A 24,969-nucleotide genomic window follows, 5' to 3' on the forward strand; every position below is an offset into this window, starting at 1 on the left:
GTATGGAAAATTGGTCCAGCCGAATACGGCCAGAGAAGAGGCGGCACGAACGGCCACCGTAACGTTGGATGGGGTTGAGTGATGGCAGGCGGTGAGCTTGCACGAGATCGGCTTGCGCGAGCAGAGACTCTTGCGCGCAAGGTGAACTTGTTGCTGGACGTCGTTGTTGCGGAGGGTGGACAACCCTACGAATTCGCTGATATCCAGGCCGGTGTTCGTGAGCATGGATATGAGCTATCTAGAACCCGGTGGTGGCGCATCAGGTCAGGAGAGTCACCGGAGGTCGTGCCAGCCGAAGCGTTGGTCGCCCTGGCCAAGTTCTTTGATATCAATCCTGCTTACCTCACGGAGGATGCCGGCGATCTTCCTGAACGTATCGAGCGGGAACTTCAGCTCCTTAAGAAAATGCGGCGTAATAGGCTCAAGAACATCGCAGCCCGCACTTTGGGTGACATTGATGTGAAGACCCTTGAAGCTATAAACGCGCTCCTGGACGAAGTGGACGAGTTGGAGAAAGACGGTCCCAACTCACCGTGAATCATGTTCGAAACATGTTTCAAACGTGTTAGTGTAGCTGCATGCTCGACGTGCAGAACACCTGGCGACGGCTCGCTCCTAAAGCGACTGCCTTAGCGACCCTCGATATATTCAAGGTAAGCCAGCGCCAGGTCACGGATGCGGCGCGTCCGCACGGCATAAGTAACGTCCTTTCCGTGGCGCAGCCCCTCAGGCGGATCCGTTTCCACCAGCCCCGCGCTAGCCAGCCCATCAAGGTGTCGATTCAAGCTCGATCGCCCTATTTGAACTACTTCTTGCAGTTGGCTGATCGTAGACGGACCGAGAACTGCCAGCTGCCGCAGGATGTCGACCTGAGCACGGCCCCCCATGTAAGTGATGGCCAACTCAACGTCGGCAGGCAGTGTCGGTCTAATCAGGCGCGGCATAAGTTCATCTTGCCTGATCTCAGCACGGGTACTACTCGTTCCATTTGCCCCACTCTTTCATTAAATAGAAGAGTAGGGACTGTTTTGACGGCTGCCAGTCCCTGGGAGCCTGCGATTCCAGCATGCCCAACACAGCTCAATGTCCCGCCCTCTGCTGGGATTCGCTTAGAGTCCGCGGGGCAACTTTCTGCAACTGGGTCTAACCCTGCATGTTCGGCTCGCCGGTCGGTTGCATTTGACGAGGGTGCCTAATGGACCAGCGTAAGTCTCTAACTGTCGTGGCGCTGACGGCTACTTTTAGCCTTTTCATTGGGCTTGTCTTCACGTTGATGCTGATTCTGACTCCGGCGAAGCCAGCGACTACAGATTGTGGTCCTGTATCAGTTGTCCTGGGCGGCACCGCAAAAGTTGCTGGGTTCTCGACGGAGCAGTTGAAGAACGCGGCCAGTGTCTTGGGAGCCGGTAAGGCTCTGAATCTCTCCGTGAAGGGTCAGACCATCAGCATCATGGTGGCCCTTGGGGAGTCGGGGCTGCGTGTTCTGGACTACGGCGACGGTCCCGGGCCGGACTCCCGTGGATTGTTCCAACAGCGCGACAACGGCGCGTGGGGCTCCTACACGGACCGGATGGACCCGACCATCAGTGCGACGAACTTCATCAAGGCGCTGCAGGGCGTGCCGGGTTGGGAGCTGTTGGAGCCGACCCTCGCCGGGAACAAGGTCCAGCGCAACGCGGACCCTTACCACTACCAGAAGTACTGGCCCGAGGCGGTCAAGATCGTCCAAGCCCTCTCCGACGGGAAGTTCTCCGTTGAGGGCGGTGAGTGCGGTATCCCGGGGAAGTCCGGCGCCGGGGATGACTACCCGTGGAAGGACTCACCGACCTGGATGCAGGCCGGAGCAGGCTCAGCTGCGGCTTCACCGTTGGGCATGTTCCACCGCGAATGCGTGGACTTCGCCCTGTGGAGGGTGAACCAGCAGATGGGTTCCTCCAGCGCACCGTTTAGGTTCCTCAACGGTAACTTCCGTCCGGACGGGCCGGCCCTCGGGTCTGCTGTGACGTGGAAGGCCGGCTGGGACGCCAAAGGCTGGCCTACCGGCAAGACACCGCGGGTCGGTGCAGTGGTCTGGTACGCACCAGGCGTCGGGGGATCGGACCCGGTTTTCGGTCACGTGGCCGTCGTCAAGGAGGTCAAGGGTGACGGCACGCTCGTCGAAGAGGGCTACAACGGCAACCCGCCACCGGATGACCACAGCTACTACACCCGGACCGTCAGCAGCAGTGCCCCTTCGGCGTTCCTGTACCTGCCCAGCCATGAGGAGAAGAAGTGAAAAGGTCCTTGGTTCTCGCCGCCGTGGCCCTCGTGTGCGCCGGGTGCGCACCGGCAGCGAACACCGCACCGGCCCCCACACAGAGATCGGCCACACCGTCTGCCCCGGTCTCCCTGGGCGCCACCAGCGGCCCGCAGGCACCGGGAGGAACCGTCCCGCCCACCGTGGGCATTCCCTGGGATCAGGACAGCAAGGACCGGGCCGTGGACGTCGCGCAGAAGGCCATGGCCGACTTCGCCCGCCCGTCCGTGGAGGAGGAGCAGTGGGCGAATGATCTTGCCCGGTGGCTCACCCCGCAGGCCACCGCCGATTACTCAGCCGTGGACCCGGCCAACATCCCGGCCAGCCGGGTGACCGGACCGGTCGCCCTGAACGTCGATGAGGCCAACGGCTACGGCGTCACAGCAGCTGTGCCCACCAACGCCGGGACCTACACGCTGCAGCTGCTCCGTACGGGCAAGGACGCTCACTGGAAGGTCAACCGGCTCGCACCACCAACGCCCTAAGCGCCGCACCTGTCCATCTCACACACGTAAAGGAAGAACGTTCATGGGTACGACACCAACCGAGGTCCTGGCCTTCCCAAGCATCAGGGCCATTGTCCGCGACAACGGAACTGCCGAGGTCGTCGTCGCGGGCAACTCCCGCGTTGTCCCCGACGGGGACACCCTGCAGGACCTTCGCAACAACGCCCTGGCTCTCGTGGTCGGAGAAGCACAAACACTCCAGCGCCCTGTCCGGGTCCAGATCGAGGACCCCGAAGGGCACGGCGAACTGGTCGTCCACCCGGACAACAAGATCGAATCCGTCGTCTACGAAGCCCGCCCGACCCGCCGCCGGGCACAAGCTCCGGAAACAACACCCGAGACCGTAGCCTCGGCCAGCAACGGGACAGTCCCCGTGGTGGCCCCGGACCCAATCCTTGCCCCCTCAGTGCCGGCAGCACGCGAAGAGGGGACGCCCCCGGTGGAGAACCAGGCCTGGGTTCCGGCCCCCAAGGAGCCCGATACGTCAGCAGTAGATGGTGCTGCTGCCCATGAGCCTGCCAGCTCGAACCGACCGACGGTCTCTGATGCCGTGGCTCCGGAGGAACCTCTGACCCGGCGCAGTTTGAAAGAAACCTCGTTTCTGGTCAGCGCTCCGGTGCTGGAACCGGCCACACAGGGCTGGCGTGGGGCATTCACCCGCCTGGGGTTCCGGATGGCCCCTTCGCCTGAGGAAGTGGCTGAGCGGGAGGATATCCGCACGGTTAGCCAGCACTGGCCAGGACCGAGGACCATTGCTGTGGTCAACCGCAAGGGCGGGGCCAACAAGACCCCTACGGTGGTGATGCTCTCGGCCATCCTTGCCCGCTACAGCGGCGCGGCAACGGTCGCCTGGGACAACAACGAATCCCAAGGCACCCTGGGATGGCGCACGGAAAAAGGCGCGCACAACCGCAGCGTCCTGGACCTCATCGATTCCTCCACGGAACTGCTGTCGCCGTCGACGAACGCGGCCGAGATCGCCAAGTTCGTCCACCACCAGACGGCCGACAAGTTCGACGTGCTGCGCTCTGATGAGAACGAAGAAGGCGACCACGAAGTCACCGCCGAGGAAGTGGACATCGCCCACCAGGTACTCACCCGCTACTACCGCCTGGTGGTCATGGACTCCGGCAACACCGCACGTGCAGCGAACTGGCGCCGGATGATCGATCACACCAACCAGCTCGTCGTCCCGGTCACCGCTATCGAAGACCGCGCAGAAGCCGCCCGGCTGACGCTGCAGACCCTCGAATCCCGCGGTGGCCACGACGCCGAACTGGCACGCAACGCCGTCGTGATCGTCTCCGAATCCACCGACGCCAAACGCAGCATGACCGGCGAAGCCCTGAAACGGGCGAAAGCGGAGGCACAGCGGATCGCCGACGGCTTCGAGCCGTTCGTCCGAGCCGTTGTCCGGATCCCCTACGACCCGGCACTGGTCAACGGCCCCATCCGCTACGAAGCCCTCCAACCCGCCACCCAGCGGGCCTGGCTGGTCGCTGCAGCCGCCGTCGCCAAGGGCTTCTAACCACCCCATCCAAACAGACCGACGAAAGGAGGAACCATGCAACTCTCTCTGAACCCCTGGATCACCAGCCCTGCCGCCGACGTCGAAGAGGACACACCCAGCGTGCACGTCCCACCAGCTGCGGCGATCAGCACCCCGCTGCGGGGCATGGTCGCCCCTGACACCGCCGACCGTCTGTCCAGCCGTGAAATGTCAGGTGCCGCGGCGCTGTGGATTATCGGTAGCCATGGAGGAGCGGGCGAGAGCCGGATCGCAGACCTGCTCCACGGGGCACGCCCGACGGGCCACGCCTGGCCCGTCCTGCAGGACGGCAGCAAGCCCCGGGTGCTGCTTGTCTGCCGCGCCGACATGCGCGGGCTCACCAGCGCTCAAAGCGCCCTGACCCAATGGGCCTCAGGAGCAGCACCCGAGGTTGAACTGATCGGACTGGCCGTCCTGGCGGACGCCCCCGGAAAGACCCCCAAGGCGCTACGGGACTTCGCAGCGATAGCCGGCGGGGGAGCACCCCGCCTCTGGATCCTTCCCTGGGTCGAGGCATGGCGGCACGGCAACCCCACGACTCCACCACCGGCAAGTCAATACCAGCGCTTCCTCACCGACATAGCTGCCCTGGCCACAGAAACCACCCCAAAGCACTAACCACTGAAAGGTCCCACCATGAACGCTCTCACCGCCATCGCCACCAGTGTCATTCCCGACCCCAAACCGGAAGTCCCCAAGGAAGCCGGCGGCCTGCTCACCGTCCTGAACTGGGCCTCCGGTATCGGCCTCGTCCTCGGCGTCCTCGGCATCATCATCGTCGGCATCACCATGGTCATCAAACTCCGTCGCGGCGAAGGCGCCGAATCCCTGGAAAAGCTCGGCTGGGTCGTACTGGGCTGCATCATCATCACCGGCGCCGCCGGAATCGTCCGAGCCTTCGTCTAAACCAGCACCAACAACGGGAGGTTCACCCTTGAGCCAGTCAACAGAGAGCACCACCGAGGCCAATCCGTTCACCAAACCCGGTTTCATCATTGCCGCCGCCCTGGTGGTCGCCCTGATCGCAGCAGCCATCGTCATCTTCCTGATCCCCAAAGGACAGGAAAACGCACAACCCGCACCCGAAGAGTCGACCAGTTGGGCCGCTGCTAGCCCCAGCAAGTCCGCCGCGGCAGACGCCAGCATCTGCGGGCTTCCCGCCTCGACGGAGAAGGCACTGGGTAAGGCTCCGGCAACGAAGTGGGAACTGGTTGGCACGATGGCGGCCCCAGCGGATCCCAAAATCGGTCCGGGCAAGACTGATGATCAAGGCATAAGGTCGTGCTTTGCCCACTCGCCACAAGGGGCCCTGTACGCAGCAGTCAACCTCTGGGCCCTGGGCAGTGATCCTTCCAAGGAACGCGCGATTGCTGACCAGCTTGCCGCTGAAGGCCCAGGCCGCGATGCCGGCATGAGAGCCCCGCAATCATCTGCACCGTCGAGTACTGTCAAAGTCCAAGTTGCGGGATTCAACGTTTCGTACACGGCGAATCAGTCGGTCGTGGATCTGGCCTTCAAAGCAGACACCGGCGCCCTCGCGTCCGTCCGCACCACCCTTCTCTGGCAAAACGGTGACTGGAAAGGTGTCGTGGCCGATACCGGTGCACCACTGGAGGAACCGAGCCAAATCCGTGACCTCTCAGGCTTCATCCCCTGGAGCGGCGCATGAGGTCAGTGTGGAACCCGGTTGGCGACTGGATCTCCGGCCTGACAGATGACGCCATGGGCAACCTGGCCAAAGCCATCCTTGAGGGCATGAGCCAGATGGTGACAACTCTGTCTACCTTCTGGGTTTCGACTCCAACGGTGAACCTGACCAGCCAGGACGGGGAGGCTCCCAGCCCGGTTGTCTCCATCGTCAACAACGAACTAACGCCATGGACCTTGGCGTTGGCAGTTCTGACCGTCATCGTGGGCGGGATCCGGCTGATCTGGGAACAGCGAGGGGCACCCCTCAAAGATCTGCTGCGTTCTCTGATGACCCTGACCTTGGTCTCGGGTCTCGGCTTGGCAGTCATCGCCATTCTGGTGACCGCGGCCGATGCTTTGGCAGCCGAGGTTATCGACCGTTCAACCGACGGCAAGGGTTTCGCTGAATCGATGCAGCTATTGATCATGACGAACCAAACCGGTGTCGGAGTGTTCATTCTCATCGTTCTAGGGCTTGTCGGCCTGCTGGCCTCTCTTATTCAGATTGTCCTGATGGTGGTTCGCAGCGGCATGCTCGTGATCCTCGCCGGGATCCTGCCCACCACTGCCTCGTTCACCAACACGGAGATGGGGAGGCAGTGGTTCCAGAAGGCCGTCGGCTGGACCATCGCTTTCATCCTCTACAAACCAGCCGCGGCGATCGTCTACTCGGTCGCGTTCCTGCTCATGGACGGCAAAGGCCAGGGTGCCTTGGTCGGTTCCATTACGGGATTCACGTTGATGGTCGTGGCCTTGTTTGCTCTGCCGGCCCTGATGCGGTTTGTGACGCCGATGGTTGGTGCCGTGGCCTCGGGCGGCGGTGCCGGGGCGGGAGCAGCGGTCGGGGCGATCGCAACCGGTGCCGTGTCCCTCGGCCGTGGCGGCAACGGCAGGGGCAACGCGTCGCCGACTCCCGCATCCTCAACGAACACCCAAACTACCCAGAGCACGCACACTGGCAGTTCGCCCAAGGGCAGCGAGGGAACATCCGCCCCCCGTGGCGGTGGAGGGCAACCCACTCCGGGCTCAACAGGTCCAGGCGGGGCCGCCGGCGCCGCTGAAACGTCCAAGGCAGGGCCCGCTGGAACCGCAGGAGCCGCAACCGGTGCCAATGGAGGTGCGGCGGCGGCCGGAGCCAGCGGGGGCGCAGCGGCAGCTGGCCCGGCCGGTGTGGCTGTCGCTGCAGGGGCACAGCTGGCGTCCAGGACGTCGCAAGCCATCGAAAAGACCGCGCAGGATTCAGCAGGGGAGGGACCCAGTGGCAGCAATTAACACCGAGTACAAAGAACCGTCCTACGGTAACTGGCGTGTACCGCGCTCGGCCGGGCTGGCCAACCTCGGCACGGTCACTACAGTCATTTTCTTTGGTGGACTCCTTATGGGCATTGTGAGCTTCGCCCTGTGGGGCCTGCTTGTTGGCCTGGGCGTTCTTGCCTTTGCCGGTGTCAGCGTGCTGCTGATGACAGTCACGGACAAGCACGGCCAGTCCATCATTGAACGCTTCGGCACGCGGATGGCCTTCAAGATCTCCAGGTCCTCCGGGACGAACATCTACCGGTCCGGCCCGCTCGGTGTCACCGGGTGGGGAATGTACCAGCTCCCCGGATTGGCGGCGAAGTCGACTCTGTACGAATTCGCTGACTCCTACAAGCGGCCCTTCGCTGTGCTGCACGTACCCACGACAAGTCACTTCACCGTGATCTTCTCCACCGAACCCGACGGGGCCTCCCTGGTTGACCCCGAGCAGGTCGATGCGTGGGTCGCGAACTGGGGCGGCTGGCTCGCGTCCTTGGCCGATGAAGCAGGACTGGACGGAGCGGCCGTGACCGTGGAAACCGCCCCCGATTCGGGGTACCGGCTGCGCAATGAAGTGCTGGCCAACATCGACCCGGCCGCACCGGCGTTTGCCCGGGACATGCTGCACGAGGTTGTGGACACCTACCCGGAAGGATCAGCCACGGTCCGGGCCTGGGTGTCGTTGACGTTCAACGCCGCCATCCGGGCCGGGGCCAAGAAACGGACCCCGGAAGATGTTGCCCGCGACTTGGCCTCGCGGATCCCGGGCCTCTCGGCACGCTTGCAGTCCACTGGTGCCGGGATTGCCCGGCCCATGTCGGCCCAGGAACTCTGCGAGGTCGTCCGGATCGCCTACGACCCGCCGTCGGCACTGATCATCGATGAAGCCCACGCGGCAGGTTCCCCCGTATCGCTGACGTGGGGTGAGGTCGGCCCCACCGCGACACAGGCCAGCTGGGAGGACTACCGGCACGATTCCGCGTTTTCGGTCTCCTGGACGATGACCGGTGCCCCGCGCGGGTCGGTGAACTCCTCGGTCCTGTCCCGGTTGCTGGCCCCGCACGGGGACATTGACCGCAAACGCGTGTCGTTGCTGTACCGTCCGATGGACTCGGCCTGCGCCGCGGCCGTGGTCGAGCGGGACCAGAACAACGCCAACGTCCGCATCACCTCCGGAACCCGCCCCTCCGCCCGTGCCCTGGTGGACGCCCGGTCAGCGGCGCAGACCGCGCAGGAAGAAGCCCAAGGAGCCGGGTTGGTGAACTTCGGCATGGTCGTCACCGCCACCGTGACCGACGCCGAGCGCCTCGCAGACGCCGTCGCGGCCGTCGAGCAGACCTCCGGCACCGCCCGGGTGTTGCTCCGCCGCGCCCACGGATCCCAGGACACCGCGTTCGCCGCGTCCCTGCCCCTGGGTCTGGTGCTGCCCCAGCACAGCATGGTCCCGTCCGAGATTAAGGACGCCCTCTGATGGCCCCGATGAAGTTCTTCACTCGTTCCTCGAAGCACAGCACTGCTCCTGCGAAGACCGCGGCGACGACGGCCGGGAAACAGCCGCGCGAGGCCGGGCCGGGCGCCCGTGGCTGGCCCGGCCGCGGTGGAGGCCTGGCCCAACTCGTCCCCTCCGTGAGGGAGTACAGGGGAACGACCGTGCAGGTCTGCGGCCTGTGGCCGTTCTCCTCCGGAGCGTCCTCGCCCATGATCGGTGTCCCGCTGGGACGGCACGAGGAAACCCAGGCCACGGTCTGCTGCGACCCGATCAGTTGGTTCCAGCGCGCCCGGCTGATCTCCAACCCCTCAGCGTTCATCCTCGGCAAACCAGGGCTGGGCAAATCCACCGTGGTGCGGCGCATGTTCATCGGGCTCTCCGCCCAAGGGGTGCACCCCTTGATCCTGGGTGACCTTAAAGGAGAGCACGTCAAAGCTGTCAAAGCCCTGGGCGGGCAGGTCATCCGGCTTGGCCGCGGAGTCGGGTACCTGAACATCCTGGACCCCGGCCAGGCTGTCGAAGCCGCCCAGCTCCTGGAAGAGAACGGCCACCCAGAGGACGCAGCCAGGGTCCGTGCCGACGCTCACGGTCGCCGCCTGACCATGGTAGTCTCGCTGATCACGATCAGCCGGAACAACCCGCCCACCGACCAGGAACAAACCATCCTGGACCGCGCCCTGCGGGTCCTCGATGACCGCTTCGACGGCATCCCGGTCCTAAAAGACCTGCTGGATGTGATCGTCTCCGCCCCCGACGAGCTACGGCAAGTCGCACTGGACCGCGGCGATATGACCATTTACCAGCGCGAGACCCGGGCGTTGGAGGCTACCCTTCTGGGGCTCACCGGTGGCGGGAAGCTGGGAGAGATCTTCTCCCGGCAAACCTCCGAGCCGATGGTCCGCGACCGTGCCGTCGTCTTCGATGTCTCCAGCATTGATGAGACCGAAACTGACCTGCAGGCCGCCATTCTGCTCGCGTGCTGGTCCTATGGTTTCGGCACGGTCAACGTCGCCAACGCCCTCGCCGACGCCGGCCTGGAACCGCGCCGGAACTACTTCGTCGTCCTGGACGAGCTGTGGCGGGCGCTCCGGGCCGGGAAAGGAATGGTGGACCGTGTGGACGCACTGACCCGGTTGAACCGTTCCGTCGGTGTCGGTCAGATCATGATCTCCCACACCATGTCCGATTTGCTGGCCCTACCGGCCGAGGAAGACCGGATGAAGGCCCGCGGCTTCGTCGAACGCTCCGGCATGGTCATCTGCGGCGGACTGCCCGCCTCGGAGATGCCCCAGCTGACCTCCGCTATTCCGCTGTCCCGGCAAGAGCAGCACAAACTCATTAGCTGGCAGGACCCGCCCGCGTGGGACTCCCGCGGTGTCGATGTCGAACCCCCGGGCAGGGGGAAGTTCCTCATCAAGGTCGGCGGCCGTCCCGGGATCCCCGTCCAGGTTGGGCTCACGTCCTTGGAGAAAGGCCCCGAAGGCATCAACGACACAAATGCCAAGTGGAGCACCACATCGAAGACCCTGCTTGAACCGGCAGCCCCGGTTCCGCCCAGTGAAGGAGGCACCCAGTGAGCGCACCAAACCGCAAAGGAATCGGGGTTGGTGACGCCCTGCTGGTCTGGCTCGCCATCGGTTTCATCGTCGTCGGCGGCGGCAGCAGCTACGCGGCACTGCACCTGGGTTCGGCGATGGCAGGCCTTCAGGCACCACCGGCGCACCCTGTTGATCTGATCGCCGGCCTGATCAAGGGCCGGGTGCCGTGGCCGACCGGGGCCACGGTCGTTGTCTGCCTGATGGCCGGTGTGGTGCTGGCCTTGGGCACTGTCGTGCTTGTTGCCTGGCGGAGTGGTGCGTCCAAGCGCGCCCGTGTCGATAAGGCAGCCCGGTACCTTGGCCGCGGGAAAGCACTGCACGCGTTCTCGGAGAAGGGAGCCAAGGCCACGGCCGAGCGCCTGGGCGTCACGGACACTCCGGGCATCGTGGTCGGCAAAGTCGTCTCAACGGGGCAGAAGTTCATCCAGTCCTGGGAGGACCTGTCCCTGGACATCTGGGGGCCGCGGACCGGTAAATCAACCTCCCGGGTCATACCGGCCATCTTGGACGCACCCGGTGCGGTGGTGTCGACCTCGAACAAGCGCGACGTCGTGGACGGCACCCGTGGCGTACGGGAGCTGGTCGCCCCGGTGTGGGTGTTCGATCCGCAGAAGATCGCCCAGGAAGAACCCACTTGGTGGTGGAACCCGCTCTCCTACGTCACCGACGAGGAGAAAGCGTACAAACTCACCCAGCACTTCTCAGCCGGGTCCCGTGTGCCCGGGTCCAAGCCCGATGCCTACTTTGATCCCAAAGCTGAGGACGTCCTCTCCTCGTACTTCCTCGCGGCCGCGCTCGGGGAACTGCCCATCACACAGGTGTATCTGTGGGTGACCGAGCAGGTGAACCGGGAACCCATCAACATCCTCAAAGAGCACGACTACGAGTTGCAGTACAAGGGCTTGGAATCCACGCTTGAACTGGCTGACAAGCAGCGCGATGGGATCTTCGGCACGGCAGAGAAGATGATCCAATGCCTCAAGAGCCGCAACACGCTCCGGTGGGTCGCCCCGACAGGGGGAGCGACAGTGGACACCGACACCCGCCGCCAGTTCAACCCCCACGCCTTCGCCACGTCGCAGGAAACGATCTACATCCTCTCCAAGGAAGGCGCCGGCTCCGCCGCGCCGCTCACCACAGCCCTGACCGTGGCGATCGCTGAGGCCATGGAAGAACGAGCCGAACGCTCCGGCGGCCGGCTTCCCCAACCTGGTCTGTTCGCGCTCGATGAGCTGGCCAACGTCGTCCGGTGGGCCGGGTTGCCGGACCAGTTCAGCCACTACGGCTCCAAAGGCCTGATCGTCATGGGCGTCCTGCAGTCTTGGTCCCAAGGTGTCGAGTTGTGGGGCGAGGCGAACATGCGGAAAATCTGGTCAGCTGCGAACGTCAAGGTCTACGGCGGCGGCGTCGCCGAAGAAGGATTCCTTCGCGCGCTCTCGGACCTGATCGGGGACTACAGCTACATCAACGTCTCCACGTCCTCCGGCAAATCCGGGTCCAGCCGCTCCCGTCAAGAAGGCAAAGAGCGCATCTTCGACGTCTCCAACCTCGCCGAGCTCGACCGCGGCCGCGCCGTCGTTCTCGCCTCCGGTGCACCGGCCACCCTGGTGCGGACCATGCCCTGGTACACAGGACCCCACAAGGACGCCGTGGAGTCCTCCATCACGAAATACAGCCCGCGCCCCGAAGAACCTGCCGCCTCCGTGCCCGCCGAACCGGCGGCTAATCCCTGGGTCACAAAGTAGGAAGGACAAGGTCCCAATGGCGAATGACTTCGACCTGTACGACACGGACACGCCGCTGCCGACTGTGAACGGCCGGGATGAAGAGAAAGCGCCGGAACTCGTCTACGGATCCGCCGAAGAATTCCTCCATGAACAGCTGCTGCCCACCTATGTTCGCAACGTCACGGGAAAGTCGGCCAAGTGGTGCACCGAATGGTACTTCCACCCCGAAGCCGTCTCCCGGGTCGCAGCACTCTGGCGGGCCTGGGAGCACCTTCGCCTTGACCCGGCAACCGGCATGAGCGTCTGGTGGCGGGACCACGCAGACCACCACATGCGCGTCCTCCTGGACCCTCAAGGGCCGTTCTACAACTGCGACATGAAAGAACACCGCGAACCCGAACTCCTCGAACCCAGGAAAGCACCCGACGGCTGGTTTCCAGACGCCAGAACCATCCAGCCCTGACCTGTACGAAAACGCCCCGTCGGGCCGTGTCCCCACAGAACAAAGCCGATAACGGTAAGAGCGTCCCATAGCGCAGCAGAGTGTTCTCGGCACCGGTTTCGTCCAAAACCTTCGGATGGTACGCCCTGGATGTGCACACGTGGTCCAGCACATGAGCCTTGACGGATGGGCGGCAAGTTAGTTGGTTGAGGCTTACCCGGGGGCGCCGCGATGCTCGGTCGTATTGCCGAAGTCGAGCATTTCCAGCAAGTCACGGAGGGATTCCAGTAGGTCCCAGTAGTGGGCTGCGTAGAAGAGTTCATTCATTTCCGCAGGGCGGGCTGAATCCAGCTCCTCAAGTATCCGGGCGGCAGCTCTTATTTTGATGAGGTCTTCGTCGGAGAGGATGAAGTGGTTCTCAGGCCTGGTCATGGCGCGCTCCGTAGCTTCGTTATCGGTCGCTTGTCTTGCGGAGGTACTCCCGCAGGCCCGGGATGGTGAAGTCGACTTTGCCGTAGGCGGGGGCTTCGATGAGTCCTGCAGCGATGAGCCGGTTCCGGTAATTGGCGACGACGTTGGACTTGGCGCCCAGCCGCTTTCCGATGTCACCGGCGGCGACAGGGCCGTCGTCTACGGCCATGGCACGCAAGAAATCCTTGTCCTTATCCGATGCCGTGGAGAGTGCGGCCTCTATCACCGTGGTCTCGTGACGGCGGATGGCGGCGTCAATGGCCTGGTGGACGTTCTTTTCTTCGAGTGCCATGTTGTTGATTTCGGCTTGTCGCCAGAGCTGGTAGCCGATGAGTTGGATCAGGAACGGGTACCCTCCGGTGGCCTTCGCCGCGTGCTGGACCAGGTCATCGCTGATGCTGATGCCGGTATCGCGGAAGGTCCTGGCGTAGGAGCGCTCGACCGCCGTGATGGTCGCGGCGTGCAGGTCAATGCGGTCTGCACGGCGCAGGAACGTTGCCACTCCCTCGTTGAGCAGGTCCGAGACTGCTGCCGGCAGTCCGGCGAAGATTAGCCCGATCGGGAGTCCCTCGCGGACGAAGTGCTGGACGTCGGCGGCGAGCTGGGACAGTTCCGTCCGGTCTGCCGAGTGGATTTCGTCAACGGTGAAAAGCAGGCCGGTCTTTTGCTCCGCGAGAACTTTCAGCAGCTGATTTCCCAGCCGCCGCCAGTCAACCTGGCGCTCCGGCGGCAACTGCGTGGTCACGGTGAAACCAGCCACCCCCAACGCTGTGACCCTCCGCCCTGCCGGGCCGGAGCCGAGCTCCTCCAAATGGACACGCATGGTCTCACCCATCCGCCCCAGGAACCCGGGCGTGGCGGTCTCCGGTATGACCACCCATCCTTGCTGGGCGGCCTTGTCCTGGGCTTCACTGAGCAGGGCAGTCTTGCCGATGCCGCGGGCGCCGGTAATGATGGTTAACAGCCCGGGCGCCCCGGAACCAAGCTGCAAGCCATACTCAAATTCATCAAGAGTCCCCTCGCGGCCGATGAGCTCAGGAGGAGTGGCGCCGGCCGTTGGCCGGAAGGGGTTCATCATCGCAGATCCTGTGAGTCCTTGTGAGTCTTGTGAGTCCCTGTGAGTCTAGACCCTCCCGGGGCACACATCGAAGAAGGGGCCCTTTCTGTCCCCCGGTGATCCGCGACCTTTCATCAGGTCGAAAGCGTGGTCCATCCCACTTCTTGATGGCATCTTGAGATGCAGCTGGCCTGGTTGATGAGTCTCGCGAAGGCACAGGGCGGGGCTGGATGGCCCGTTCTGCAGTGTGCGGGCCCTCCACGTTCCCGAGCTTCGCTTTTGTGTGGGAGGCCCAGCGGGCCTCAGTTGTCGAAGTGGGTCGTTGGCGACACGTGCACCGTTTCGTTTGCCGATGATGTCCGCGGCGACGTCATGCAGTTTCTGGTTGCGGGTTCTGCGATGCCTGATCCAGGAATTCGAAGGCCTGTTCCCGGGTACAGCGGTTTTCAGCCATGATGATTCCGGTCGACAGATCAATCACCGTCCGGCGTTACATGGCCGCTTTCAGGTCCGCAGCGAGCAGATCGGCTTACGGCAACAGCAAACGTATGGATAGCCCACGTAGCTTGCCGTGTTTCGGATTCGCGAAACCGGGTGCTGCGCAGTTGGGCGTTAGGGAGTCACTAGAGACCCCCCATCTCCACCGGGCGGGAATTAGGACCGCTCTGGCCCCGGACACTGTGCATCTCGCGGCCCCGCAAGTGGTTCTCGTAGTCTTGGCTGGCCGTAATCGCCCCGGTTGTCATGCCGGGGCTGGATCAGGGGAGTGGACCGGGCCCGGGGCCCTGTACAGCTGGCAGAGCGAGTTGCCGGCATGCCTTTTCGCGGCTTGGTGTCAGGGTCCTCTCAGTCGGGTTCGTAGCGGTCAAGGATTGCCTGCATTTGGTTGATTTCCTCTTGTTGGGACTTCACGATCGAGTTGCAGAGCTCCTTGATTTCAGGATCGGTGATGTCTGATTCCTGGCAGACCAGCAGCGCCCGGGAGTGGTGGGGAATCATCGATTTAAGAAATTGTTCGTTGCCGACGAACGTCTCGGTGCGTCCGAGGGCGAAGACGGCACCGAACAGGACGGCGAACCCGGCCAGCATGGCGATGTTGGCTTTCCGGTTCTTGAACATGGACCACATGCCGAGGGTCATGATGATGCCCATGGCTGCGACCATGAGCAGGGCCATCCAGAAGTTGCTCAGGTTGAAGTAGAAGTGGTCGATGGAGCGCACCATGGACATGGACAGCACCCACATGGTGCCGAGGCTGACCAGCATGATGATGGCGAATTTGATGTACATCCTTGAATGGTGTTCGCCGTTCCGCTGCGGGGCGGTAGTGTTGCCGTCCTTCTTGCCCGGGAGCTGGCCGTGGGCGCTGGGAGTGTCAGGGTGGTTGTCAGCTGGACTCATTGGGGTCTCCTTTGCCGGGCCGGCACCGTTCCGCCGCTACCGGGGCGGCGGAACGGCTGGCCGGTGTTGGCGGCTTATCCGAGTGCGGATAGCAGGTCTTGGCAGGCCTGTTCGCAGCGGCGGCAGGCGTCTGCACAGACCCGGCAGTGTTCGTGCATTTCTGCGTGCTGGGCGCATTCATCCCCGCAGGCCTTACACGCGGTGCGGCAGGCTTCCAAGAGGGTGCGGGTGACGTTGGCGTCATAGGCGGTGAGCCGGGACAGGACCCGCCCGGTGGTGTTGCAGATGTCAGCGCAGTCCATGTTGGTACGGATGCATGTGGTCAGCTCGGCGACCATGTCCTCGCTCAGGCAGGCGTCGGCGCAGGCCGTGCAGGTTTGGGCGCACTCAAAGCAGGCCTCGATGCATGCTGCCAGCTTTTCCTTGTCCACCCCGCCCAGGTCCTTCGGGTAGGTGTCGAGCATGGACGAAACGTGGTGTGTCATGGTGATTCTCTCCTTCTCCTTGCCGGCCAAGGACCGTAGGCCACGGCCGGAATCCACAGGGTTCGACTGAAATGGGGTGGCAGTCATGGAACAGCCCCCGGGTACTGCGGCGCCAACCAGCCCGGCCCTCTAATTGCTGGTTGGGGGAGGCAAGGGCCGGTTTACGTGCGGCTGATCGAGAGGACGAACAACGACGGCGTCAGATGGTCCCGTCTTTCCAAGACAGGATCGAAAGCACCGAGGGGTACCTGACCCGCCTTCCCGGCGGCAGTGGTCTCTACCTGGATCACAGTCGCCTGGTTGTCCGGCAGCAGCCGCTGCGTCGGAAGGACGGCAAGGAGCTGGCGCCCGTCCGCTACGCAACAGGAATCATGGGCCGGACTGCCTGAAGGCCGGGACGCTGGAACCGGCATGTCAGCCTTACTGGCCGGCTGTATGGCGTGGACTGCAGTGGTGCCGTGCGCCGCCGGGTGTTGCATCCGGGCACACAGCGCGGCGGAGCAAACGCTCACTGCGGTGACCAGCACGATCAGGCACAGTCCAATGCATGCCACCGCCCATGAGGTGGCCGGAGTCCGTGCGGACGCAGGTGCCAAAGCGGGTCAGCCCTCCGTTGTGCTGTCAGTGTCTTTTTCCTACCTTAGTAAAAGATCAGCATACTTACTAGATTGGTCGCAGCTCTTGCCGGGCTTCTGTCCTAATTTGGTGTCTCGTCAAAGCAAAATCCGCAGAAGCATCGATACGTGACCACCCTCTGGCCGGATGACGGTGTCGGCCCGGATGGATCCTGGGTGTTGGGCAGGTGGACGGGTTCCATTTTTTCGCCGCAGTGGATGTGGGTGGCCAGCATCCGACGCAGTTGCGGGTCGGCAGGGACTGTGGCGGGTGCTGTGGTTTTGTGCTGTGCCATGGTGGTGGTCCGTTTTCGCTTGGGTCAAGTATGAATGGTTTCTTCGCGCTGGCCTGGGGCCTGATTATGTTCGGGGTCCTTGGACGCAGCGCTTCCGGCGCAGGGGTTGCGGGAGGTTATCCGGCATGAAGGTGCCGGAGGTACCGGCGAGTGGAGAACGAGGGTGCTTTTACGTACGACTGACCGATAGCGTGATGAGCTTGGACGTCCGGAGCTCGGGCCCGGGTAGGGCAGGGGCGTGGGCACCCGTTTGCGTGGCGCGAGGGGGAAGATCGGGCGGATTGACAGCCCAGGCCAGCAGCGGTGCCGGTTCGCTGCGAGGGGCCGGCCGTCGTTCGCAGCAGCGTTTTTCTCCGGTATTTTGATCCGGCAGGTGCCCGGCTTGGGCGAGTGCGGTCCGGGCCTCGGGATGGGCGGGGGCCGCTTCAGAGTGTGTTTCGGTGACTCCGATGGGCTGGGCAGGGGCGGAAATTGGGGTGTCGTGTCCGGTCAGGGCGTAGCGGCTTCCGTGGGAGTAGGAGGCTGCTCCCGCTGCGAGCAGGGTCAACAGCAGGCTTATGAACGCGATCTGCAGCGGGCCGGGGCGTCCGGACGCGGCCGGTGGCCTGTGGGAAGCAGTGGCTGTGGGCCACTTCGTTGTGGACACTTCTTTAGCCTAGCTTCGCGTCAAGTGGTGCAGGTCACGTTGTTGTCACGTTTCCGCGTCGGCGACAACTGCGGCGCAGGTGTCAATGTCGTCCAGCAGCTCCTTGCGCTCCCGTTCGAGGTGCGACGAAGCGGTGATGGCATCGCGCAGGCGGTCCAAGTGTTCCAGGATCACCATCCGGAGCGATCGTTTCCTGTCGCAGAAGGCCAGCTCGTGCAAGAGCTGGAGGAGTCGGCGGGCCACTTCCGGATCTGTTGCTCCGTAGTGCCGGATTTGGGTCATGGCCAGGCCCAGGAGTTCGGGCAGGGACGGAAGGGGAAGCACCACGCGGACCCGCCCCTCGTCGTCGGTGAGCTGCTCAGGGCCGCCCTCGCGTTCGGCGAGGCGGCATAGGAGGGCAGAGAGGTGGCCGATGATGTGGACAGCGGTGGTCGGGTCGTTGATGCCCGGGGAGAGGGCGCGGACGGCGACGTCAACGAGTTGCCTGAATCCGAACCCAAGGTCTTGGACGCTGGTGCGTTCGAAGCCCGTCGCGACGGCGGCGTTGACTGCGCTGCTGAATGCGGCTCGATCCTTGGCCGTGATGGGTGTTCCCGGCTTCAGCGGCCATGCGGTAGCGAACGGAAAACCTTGTATCAGTGAGCTGCCCGGTTCCCTGTCCAGCCGCAGCACGGCGCCGTAATTGTTGGCCGCTTCCAAGAGGGCGGCTTCGTCCCAGGAAGTGAGGAAACCTGAGGATTCTGCCTGGATGCGGAAGCTTTCGGCCAAGGGCCTGGGCGCCGGGCCTTGCGCGGGCCGGTCCGCTGGAAAGATCCGGTCCATAGTGTCCTGGGTTTCTTTGTTGACGGTGCGCATCATCGTCTCCACCCGGATCTCCCGTGTCAGATGGGCGAGGAAGAGCACAAGCCCGATCACGCTGGCAATGGCCAGTACGAACGCGACCGTGACAGATATTTCCGGGACGAACGGCGCATGCCCGCTGCCCTCTCCCCGGACGCTGCGAAGCACGGTCAGGGCGAATGCGAATGCGGCCAGGAAAAGTGCCAGCGTCCCGTGCACAAACCGGTCAGCGGAGAAAGTCCGCAGCAGCCGCGGGGAGAACTGACTGCTGGCCAATTGCAGCGTGACAACCGTTAGGGAAAACGTCAATGACGTGACAGTGATCAACGAACCGGCGATCGCCTGCAATACGGCCCGCGCAGCTTCCGGGCCACCACTGAACAGGAGCACGCTCACGCTCCCGGGCAGCTGCCCATCAACTGTTGCATCCAGTGCCGGAAGGGCAGTCCCCAATGCTACGGCGAGGGCAACAGCCAGCGTCGGGACAGGCCAGAGCCGGGTCCGGATCGCGTCCGCCCAGCGGTCAGTCTTCCTGTTCACTGGTTTGCCTCCCGCCTTGATAGCCGAATTGAAGATCTCACAGCCTGACTTCGGTACCGTGACCGGCGCCGTGGCATTGACCCCGCGATGGGTACTAAGACTACTGTCCGTCCTTGCAGGGGAACATCTTTTTCTCCACCCGTTGTGTCGAAGGAGTTTGTTGTTATGTGGTTTGATTCCTGGGCGGAGATCCTCCGCGTCGTTGTTGTCGGTTCCGCTTCCTACGCCTCGGTGGTGATCCTGCTGCGGTTCTCGGGCAAGAGAACCCTGGGACAGTTGAACGCCTTTGATTTCCTGGTCACCGTTGCGTTCGGTTCAACCCTTGCGACCATTTTGCTGAGCCAGGACGTCGCCTTCTTCGAAGGGCTGACCGCCCTGGTGGTGCTGGCCGCCCTCCAGTTCGCTGTCGCCTGGGCCTCTGCGCATGTCCCCGCCACGCGTACCGTCGTGGCGTCCAAGCCCGCAGCTTTGGTTGTATCCGGGGAAATCCAGCACTCCCAGTTGCGGAAGAACCGGCTCAGCGAATCAGAAATCCTGCAAGCCATCCGCGCAACCGGGGCAGGAGATGTGGCAGACGTTGCCGCCGTGGTGCTGGAAACAAACGGAACACTCAGCGTCATCCCCAAGAGCAAGCTCGGCAACGCCTCAGCGCTGCACGGAGTCACCGGGATGTCCGGGTCCTGACAGGCTGCCCGGCCAGCGGCACCGACCAGTGCCAGGGCCCACCCCGATAAACCCCTCAGCACCCAAACAGCACTATTGTCGCTTGCATACAAGATCAGCCAGGCAAGCACCGCTTTCGTTGCAAACCTGCAACTGCAAAGCCTCCTCGAGCACTTCCTGACGAGGCGTAGGCTGACAACAGATGGTCCACGGAGGACCCGGGAAGTAACGACGGTGACGCGACATGGCGCAGCAACCCTTACCAGTAGGACGGCACGAACCGGCCGATGCGCGCCGACGGCTGAACGTGATACCACCACGCCCCAAACGCAACCCCGCCCGAGCAAGCAGACCCGCAGAGCACACCAGGGAACCGGGGACAGTAACCCGGCTTGGCATGGCCTGGGCCGCGACCAGCGCCGGGCTGCTCGTCCTGGTCCTGCTCATTTTGCTCATCGTCTAAAACCAGGACCGCGTCACCGTCCGGTATCTCGGGGCAGCAGCGGACTTCTCCCTGGGCCTGGCGTTGCTGATCGCCGCCGTCAGCGGCGGGATCCTCGTCGCCATCGCAGGAACCGCGCGGATTCTGCAACTTCGACACCACACCTGCGCACGGCCCCTCCCCCGCCCCCCCGGCCAAGGACGGCCGATGGGCATGGCTGAACCCCGTCAATACCCTGCACCGCAAGGCACGCCAGCAGAGGACATGGTGGTGGGTTGCTCCCGCGCTGGCTGGGGCGCTCCTGATTTCCGTCACCGGATGCGCACCGACCCAGGCAGACCAACCCCCACAACCTTCCGGGGCACTGCCCTCCGCCACCTGGTCTCCCACCACGGAAGCAGAACCACCAGACCTCGAACGGTTCGCCGTCTCACATGCCAACACAGCCACCACCGGAACCTAGTGCAGGTAAAGGTGATGAGCCTGACCGATACCGGCTTATCTGCGAGAGCATGCTGAAAGTCCCTGACCTTCCGGCATTACCTGACTCCAGGAGAAACCCTTACCAGCAGCAACTGCGGAACTTGGGAACAACCCCGATAAAGCCTCTGCAATTGATTCCGATGAACGCCTTTCTCGATCGCAGTGGGAACCCTGACTTGCCGAGAACGATGCCGGTATCGATTACCGTGCGCGTAACGCCTTGAGTTAAGTAGGTGCGTGAGCTGGCGGCCCCCGGAGCGGTACGACGATTCTTTCCGTTCAATATCCGTGGTCGCACCAACCAGATCCGGGAATCCTACGGACGGGACCTCCTCGAAGACTCGGGGGCCTCCGTACCCAAGGTCAGGGCAGAGGTGCGCGATCGCAGCCTCATCGCCGTCCGCGCCCTCGTCGCCACAGAAAAAATGGAGCAGCTGAGTTTCCACCTCAGCTTCGCTCGGTAGCATCGCGTCCCGGAGGACGCCACTCCCTTCCGGGCTTTGGCGTCTTCTTCTACGGGGCGCGCACCTGTGAGGTTGCGGCTAGGGTGCCAATGAGCACTTTCCTCGTCCTCCGCCGGCGGGGTTCTCGTGGCTCCTTTTCAGTGCGGCGGGATGCGTGCTTGTCCTGTAGGGCTTTGGTTGCGGCCAAACCGGCGGGCGATGACCACGTCGGTGGAGGAATGGGACAGGATGGAGAGGACGATAACGAGGGCAACCAAGTGGTAGATCTGGTCGGCCAGGGGGATGCCTGATTCGAGGATGATCAGGCCATAGACCACCGACGCGAAGCCTTTCGGCCCGAACCACATGGCGGTGATCTGTTCTCCCCGGCTGAGTTTGGCTCCGATGAAGGAGACCAAAAGAGCGAGGGGTCTGGCAATGAGAAGGGCGAAAAGTGCGAAGACCCATCCAGAGAGGGGAATCTCGCTGAAGAGGAAAGCCGGGGTAATTAGGGCACCGAAGACCATGATGGCAGCGAGTTTGAGCAGTTCGGTGACGAGTTCTCCGAACTGCTCAAACTCGTGGCGGATTTCGGGCCCGAAGGTGGCGACCGTGATGCCCGCGGCGAAGGCGCCGAGGAAGAGGTTCGCGTGGGTTCCCTGGCAGATGGCCAGGACCAGCAGCCCGATGGACACGGCGAGCAGGGGCTGCAGGGATCGGATGGCCTGCAGAAACGGGAGGCGTTCGAGCCCGAGCACGAGGGCCGGAACGATGATACCGACAGCGATGCCGAGGACGATTTCGATGAGCAGTTCATCTCCGTGGGTGTTGTTGCCCCCGGCGCCGGCGAGCAGGATTAGCACGATGGGCAGCGCCAGGCCGTCGTTGACGCCGGATTCAACGTTGAGCAGGTGCCTGAGGCGGCCGGGGACCTCTTTCCTGCCTACGATGGCCGCGGCGAACACTGGGTCTGTGGGGGCGAGGATGGCGCCGAGGAGGAACGCTTCGAGCCACGGCAGCCCGACAATATAGTGGGCGAAAACGGCGGTCAGGGCGAGAGTTAGTGGCAAGCCGAGCAGCAAGGCCCGTCCGGGCAGCCGCCAGGCAGTGCGGAGGTCCCGGAACCCGACCTGCATCCCGTCTGTGAAGAGCACCGAAAACAATGCCAGTTCCGCCAGCCCACCCACGATCGGATCCCCCGAACTGACGGTGACGATCCCGAGAGCTCCCGGCCCCAGCAGAAATCCTCCCAGAAGGAAAAGCACCGCGGTGGACAGCACTGTCCTGTGGGCCCGTTCGGAGATCAGCACCCCGATGAGCAGCAAAACGGCGAAGGACAACAGCAACGCAGTGGCCACAGACACCTCCTCAATCTTGCCAGCCTAAACAGAAATTGGTCGCACTAGAACCTAGGGTGGGTTTCCATTCACGAACCGGCCCTGCAGAACTGGATGACGTACCGGTGCGGCGGTACGGGTGGCCCAAAGACTGCGGGTGCTGGGGAGGGGTACATATGGTCGCCGTTGTCAGCGCAGACGGCATTGCGGGGTTCCTCTGCACGGATAGTCCGGCACGACCGTCGTACTCGAGATTTCATAGCACCATCCGCACTTGCGGCTGCTGCTCGGCATCAGGTGTATGCGCCGGTGCTGCAATGACCTCGAAATTGCGGCACAGGTAGCTGACGGCAAGCGGCCACGTAAAGCCTTGACGGCATTGCTGCCCGGGGGGCAGGCCCTGGTGTGGCTCGTTGTTCAGGCCACTGGCCTCTGCGGTCGGTGGTCGTGGACCTAGCGGTCAGCCCGGCGGGCATGTTCAGCGCCCGTGGGGTGAAATTCGTGATCAAGCTTGGTGGCGAGCTGCTCCAGTGCCGTTAAAAGAAGCGCTGCGCTGCGGATGACCGCGATGGCCGCAGGCCCTGCGGCGGCATTCCGGAGGACCGTCGCAGGCGAAGTCGGACACTCCTTCAAGAGGGGCGGCCATCCGTACCTAAGGGTCGACGGCGACTGGGTCGTCGAAGCCGAGTGTAGCCAGGCTGACCAGGGACACGTACAGGGCTTCGGCGCAATCGTTGTATCGTCTCGGCTGGACTCCGCTGGATTAGGCGAATCCGTCGCGTATGTGCGGGACGTAAATCCACTGAACGTGTTCTTCTGTTTGCGTTGACAGGGCAGCTTGGTAGTCACGTTTGATGACCCCTACACGTAGGAACGCCTGGCGCCGTCGACGTTTTCGCCGATAAGCACCCATATGTTAAGCACGGGTGCAAGGACCTCCGCGTACCAATAAACGATTGTGCCGATCTACCAACGGCTTTACTCCTGGCAAGAAGCCGAATGCGCGCAACTGTGGGACGACATCATAAGGGCAGGATCAAACTCGGCTCTTGGGCGCATTTCGCAGGTCAATCGTGCATGTGGCCAAGGAGCGTCAGGCTATAGGGCCAAACAAGTAAGCTGTTTGGTGATTAGGGGCAAGGCCAAGCGCACACCACCAGTCGTCCCTGACTCGAAAGTGTGCTTACTCTCTTCGTTAGGCCCGGTTAGCCTCCGAAATTGTTGGACCGGTCACCTGGGCTGAGGGGCCTCCTTCCAAATGAAGCGGATCCTGAGAGATTGTGCATACTGTCTATCTGGTCTCACTGTCGGAAAGGTAAGCCGTGGTCGTTGATGGCGTATACACACCCCCACCAGATGAATATGTCCGCCCAACAGGACGCTATTGGTTGAACGTCACGGGGCTGGAAAGATTCGACAATCACTTCGTGCGAGGTGCTTCCTATCACCAAGACGTCCTCGGTCGATTTGTTGATGGCCAGGAATTGGAAGTCGAACTGGTACCCGAGCCTGGAAATCCCCACGATCCGTGGGCGGTTGCGTTCCATGTGAAGAGAAGGCGCATCGGTTACATGGCATCGGATCATGCCGACGGTATGCATGAATACATAGCTGGGCACAACAGACACGGCAGAGGTGTTTACGCCGCAGGTAAGGTACGAGTCCGGCCTGAAGACGGCGCGCGTTTAGTGACGGTTTTTCTTCCCTGGTGGCCCGAGAGAGACGAGTTCGAAGAAGACTCCGGCGTCCCGGCTGAATGCGACCTGCTTCTGAACGCCTTGTCGCAAGATGAGCGGGAGCGAATCATGCAAAAGTCACAGGACTTGTCCAAGGCTGATGCGCGGCTAATTCGAACCAAAAGGCACTTAGCACCCCATTTAGTTTGGAAGAAGAGTCGAAGTGCTCGTATCCCCAATGCCCTACGATTTCGCCTCATCGAACTGGATAGAGAGCGACGGAGGAGGGAGCAAGAGCTACTCCAAGCGGCCCGTGAAGAAGCTCGAGAAGCCAAACGGCAAGAGAAGGCCGCGAAGGCTGAAGCCATAATAAGGGCTCGAGAGATCCTTGAGGCGTCGATCTGTCACCTGGCTCGTCAGGGAGTAGGCACAGCCGCAATAGCACGCGAAGTGAACTGTTCTGACTCCAAAGTGCGCTCAACGCTTCAGCGCGCCGGTCTTGCAGCCAACAATGCGAATGACGTCGCTCGGAACGAACGACTTCAGCGCGGACAACGAGCACTCATCCTTCAGAAGGGCGGCCACACGCGCAATCAAATCGCTCAGATCCTGGGCTGTGGCTTCGACACCGTCAAGGACATGCTGAAGGATGCCAAGTTCTTCTCTGAACCCGCCTCGGACACTGAACGCCTTGATAGGGCTCTTGCGGTTCGCGAAGCCGGAAATTACGTAAAGCTCGCGGATGCCGCGGAGCACCTTGGATGGCCGATCAAGTTAGTGAAGGCTGCTCGCAGTGACATGGAGGTGCTCGATCAGTTGTATCCGGACCTTATGGTTAGGAACGTTCCTCAAGGAACGTGAGCCTGGTTAGACTCCGCATACCGTGAGTCCCTATGAGACTCACGGGCAGGCCTCGAACGGGAAGTCGGGCGGAGTTTCAGACACAAGGCGCCAGTCGTGCGCCGCAGGAGGGTGTAAGGATG

The 24,969-nt window shown here is 63.0% G+C and carries 25 protein-coding genes and 1 pseudogene; 16 read left to right on the plus strand and 10 right to left on the minus strand.

All coding sequences use genetic code 11. From position 1 onward, the window contains the following. The first annotated feature begins 141 nt into the window (after positions 1 to 141). A complete protein-coding gene (locus ACSVIE_RS14735; RefSeq protein WP_235521490.1) occupies positions 142 to 537 on the plus strand; it encodes a hypothetical protein in 396 nt (131 codons plus the stop codon). Between the two features lie 92 nt (positions 538 to 629). On the opposite strand, the gene ACSVIE_RS14740 is transcribed toward ACSVIE_RS14735, so the two are convergent. Next, a complete protein-coding gene (locus ACSVIE_RS14740) occupies positions 630 to 944 on the minus strand; it encodes a helix-turn-helix domain-containing protein (RefSeq protein WP_442424327.1) in 315 nt (104 codons plus the stop codon). A gap of 482 nt (positions 945 to 1,426) precedes the next feature. Between ACSVIE_RS14740 and ACSVIE_RS14745 the strand changes: the two genes are divergently transcribed. The 11 genes from ACSVIE_RS14745 to ACSVIE_RS14795 are packed head-to-tail and all read left to right on the plus strand — an operon-like array spanning position 1,427 to position 12,613. Next, the gene (locus tag ACSVIE_RS14745; RefSeq protein ID WP_442424328.1) at positions 1,427 to 2,275 is read left to right on the plus strand and encodes a CHAP domain-containing protein; all 849 of its coding nucleotides are present in this window, start codon (positions 1,427 to 1,429) and stop codon (positions 2,273 to 2,275) included. Next, positions 2,272 to 2,781 (plus strand): type-specific antigen TSA56, encoded by a 510-nt coding sequence (gene tsa56 / locus ACSVIE_RS14750; protein WP_442424329.1) that lies wholly within the window; start codon positions 2,272 to 2,274, stop codon positions 2,779 to 2,781. The genes ACSVIE_RS14745 and tsa56 overlap by 4 nt, the downstream gene beginning before the upstream one ends. Before the next feature lie 43 nt (positions 2,782 to 2,824). Next, positions 2,825 to 4,330, plus strand: a complete 1,506-nt coding sequence (locus ACSVIE_RS14755; RefSeq protein ID WP_442424330.1) for a chromosome partitioning protein ParA — start codon at positions 2,825 to 2,827, stop codon at positions 4,328 to 4,330. 36 nt (positions 4,331 to 4,366) lie between these two features. Beyond that, on the plus strand, positions 4,367 to 4,969 hold the full coding sequence (locus tag ACSVIE_RS14760; RefSeq protein WP_442424331.1) for a DUF6668 family protein: 603 nt from the start codon (positions 4,367 to 4,369) through the stop codon (positions 4,967 to 4,969). A gap of 18 nt (positions 4,970 to 4,987) precedes the next feature. Beyond that, a complete protein-coding gene (locus tag ACSVIE_RS14765; protein WP_442424332.1) occupies positions 4,988 to 5,257 on the plus strand; it encodes a hypothetical protein in 270 nt (89 codons plus the stop codon). A 28-nt stretch (positions 5,258 to 5,285) separates the two neighbouring features. Continuing rightward, positions 5,286 to 6,020, plus strand: coding sequence for a hypothetical protein (locus tag ACSVIE_RS14770; RefSeq protein WP_442424333.1), 735 nt, complete (start codon positions 5,286 to 5,288; stop codon positions 6,018 to 6,020). Continuing rightward, positions 6,017 to 7,312: a hypothetical protein gene (locus tag ACSVIE_RS14775; RefSeq protein WP_442424334.1), complete on the plus strand. Its 1,296-nt coding sequence runs from the start codon at positions 6,017 to 6,019 to the stop codon at positions 7,310 to 7,312. The genes ACSVIE_RS14770 and ACSVIE_RS14775 overlap by 4 nt, the downstream gene beginning before the upstream one ends. Further along, positions 7,299 to 8,807, plus strand: a complete 1,509-nt coding sequence (locus ACSVIE_RS14780) for an SCO6880 family protein (protein WP_442424335.1) — start codon at positions 7,299 to 7,301, stop codon at positions 8,805 to 8,807. The genes ACSVIE_RS14775 and ACSVIE_RS14780 overlap by 14 nt, the downstream gene beginning before the upstream one ends. After that, the gene (locus ACSVIE_RS14785) at positions 8,807 to 10,402 is read left to right on the plus strand and encodes an ATP/GTP-binding protein (RefSeq protein WP_442424336.1); all 1,596 of its coding nucleotides are present in this window, start codon (positions 8,807 to 8,809) and stop codon (positions 10,400 to 10,402) included. Before ACSVIE_RS14780 ends, ACSVIE_RS14785 begins: the two co-directional genes overlap by 1 nt. After that, positions 10,399 to 12,168, plus strand: a complete 1,770-nt coding sequence (locus tag ACSVIE_RS14790) for a type IV secretory system conjugative DNA transfer family protein (protein WP_442424337.1) — start codon at positions 10,399 to 10,401, stop codon at positions 12,166 to 12,168. The genes ACSVIE_RS14785 and ACSVIE_RS14790 overlap by 4 nt, the downstream gene beginning before the upstream one ends. Before the next feature lie 16 nt (positions 12,169 to 12,184). Next, complete coding sequence (locus tag ACSVIE_RS14795) at positions 12,185 to 12,613, plus strand: DUF4913 domain-containing protein (protein WP_021472046.1); 429 nt, start codon at positions 12,185 to 12,187, stop codon at positions 12,611 to 12,613. A gap of 192 nt (positions 12,614 to 12,805) precedes the next feature. Here the strand turns inward: ACSVIE_RS14795 and ACSVIE_RS14800 are convergent, their stop codons facing one another. The 8 genes from ACSVIE_RS14800 to ACSVIE_RS14835 all read right to left on the minus strand — a co-directional run bounded on the left by ACSVIE_RS14800 (position 12,806) and on the right by ACSVIE_RS14835 (position 18,942). Beyond that, positions 12,806 to 13,024 (minus strand): hypothetical protein, encoded by a 219-nt coding sequence (locus ACSVIE_RS14800; RefSeq protein ID WP_021472045.1) that lies wholly within the window; start codon positions 13,022 to 13,024, stop codon positions 12,806 to 12,808. Positions 13,025 to 13,043: 19 nt separating this feature from the next. Further along, on the minus strand, positions 13,044 to 14,141 hold the full coding sequence (locus ACSVIE_RS14805) for an ATP-binding protein (protein WP_021472044.1): 1,098 nt from the start codon (positions 14,139 to 14,141) through the stop codon (positions 13,044 to 13,046). 349 nt (positions 14,142 to 14,490) lie between these two features. Then, a complete protein-coding gene (locus ACSVIE_RS14810; RefSeq protein ID WP_231942046.1) occupies positions 14,491 to 14,574 on the minus strand; it encodes a hypothetical protein in 84 nt (27 codons plus the stop codon). Positions 14,575 to 14,966: 392 nt separating this feature from the next. Beyond that, positions 14,967 to 15,521 (minus strand): DUF305 domain-containing protein, encoded by a 555-nt coding sequence (locus ACSVIE_RS14815; protein WP_021472042.1) that lies wholly within the window; start codon positions 15,519 to 15,521, stop codon positions 14,967 to 14,969. A gap of 74 nt (positions 15,522 to 15,595) precedes the next feature. Continuing rightward, complete coding sequence (locus ACSVIE_RS14820) at positions 15,596 to 16,006, minus strand: four-helix bundle copper-binding protein (protein ID WP_021472041.1); 411 nt, start codon at positions 16,004 to 16,006, stop codon at positions 15,596 to 15,598. Positions 16,007 to 16,167: 161 nt separating this feature from the next. Then, complete coding sequence (locus tag ACSVIE_RS14825; RefSeq protein ID WP_442424338.1) at positions 16,168 to 16,419, minus strand: hypothetical protein; 252 nt, start codon at positions 16,417 to 16,419, stop codon at positions 16,168 to 16,170. Positions 16,420 to 17,085: 666 nt separating this feature from the next. Continuing rightward, positions 17,086 to 17,562, minus strand: coding sequence for a hypothetical protein (locus tag ACSVIE_RS14830; protein WP_442424339.1), 477 nt, complete (start codon positions 17,560 to 17,562; stop codon positions 17,086 to 17,088). A 45-nt stretch (positions 17,563 to 17,607) separates the two neighbouring features. Then, the gene (locus tag ACSVIE_RS14835; RefSeq protein WP_021472039.1) at positions 17,608 to 18,942 is read right to left on the minus strand and encodes a DUF2254 domain-containing protein; all 1,335 of its coding nucleotides are present in this window, start codon (positions 18,940 to 18,942) and stop codon (positions 17,608 to 17,610) included. A gap of 165 nt (positions 18,943 to 19,107) precedes the next feature. On the opposite strand from ACSVIE_RS14835, the gene ACSVIE_RS14840 reads away from it, so the two are divergent. The 3 genes and pseudogenes from ACSVIE_RS14840 (at position 19,108) to ACSVIE_RS14850 (ending at position 20,994) form a co-directional block, all read left to right on the plus strand. Then, positions 19,108 to 19,626, plus strand: coding sequence for a DUF421 domain-containing protein (locus ACSVIE_RS14840; protein WP_021472038.1), 519 nt, complete (start codon positions 19,108 to 19,110; stop codon positions 19,624 to 19,626). Positions 19,627 to 20,080: 454 nt separating this feature from the next. Next, a pseudogene (locus ACSVIE_RS14845) lies at positions 20,081 to 20,566 on the plus strand (LapA family protein); the annotation flags it as partial. A gap of 197 nt (positions 20,567 to 20,763) precedes the next feature. Continuing rightward, complete coding sequence (locus tag ACSVIE_RS14850) at positions 20,764 to 20,994, plus strand: hypothetical protein (RefSeq protein ID WP_021472036.1); 231 nt, start codon at positions 20,764 to 20,766, stop codon at positions 20,992 to 20,994. Positions 20,995 to 21,131: 137 nt separating this feature from the next. Here ACSVIE_RS14850 and ACSVIE_RS14855 read toward each other — a convergent pair whose 3' ends face one another. Next, the gene (locus tag ACSVIE_RS14855) at positions 21,132 to 22,337 is read right to left on the minus strand and encodes a cation:proton antiporter domain-containing protein (RefSeq protein ID WP_442424340.1); all 1,206 of its coding nucleotides are present in this window, start codon (positions 22,335 to 22,337) and stop codon (positions 21,132 to 21,134) included. A gap of 1,295 nt (positions 22,338 to 23,632) precedes the next feature. Between ACSVIE_RS14855 and ACSVIE_RS14860 the strand changes: the two genes are divergently transcribed. After that, positions 23,633 to 24,847, plus strand: coding sequence for a hypothetical protein (locus ACSVIE_RS14860; RefSeq protein ID WP_442424341.1), 1,215 nt, complete (start codon positions 23,633 to 23,635; stop codon positions 24,845 to 24,847). Positions 24,848 to 24,969 lie beyond the last annotated feature (122 nt).

Source organism: Paenarthrobacter sp. NCHU4564, assembly GCF_052156435.1.
In the GTDB taxonomy this organism is placed as follows: domain Bacteria; phylum Actinomycetota; class Actinomycetes; order Actinomycetales; family Micrococcaceae; genus Arthrobacter.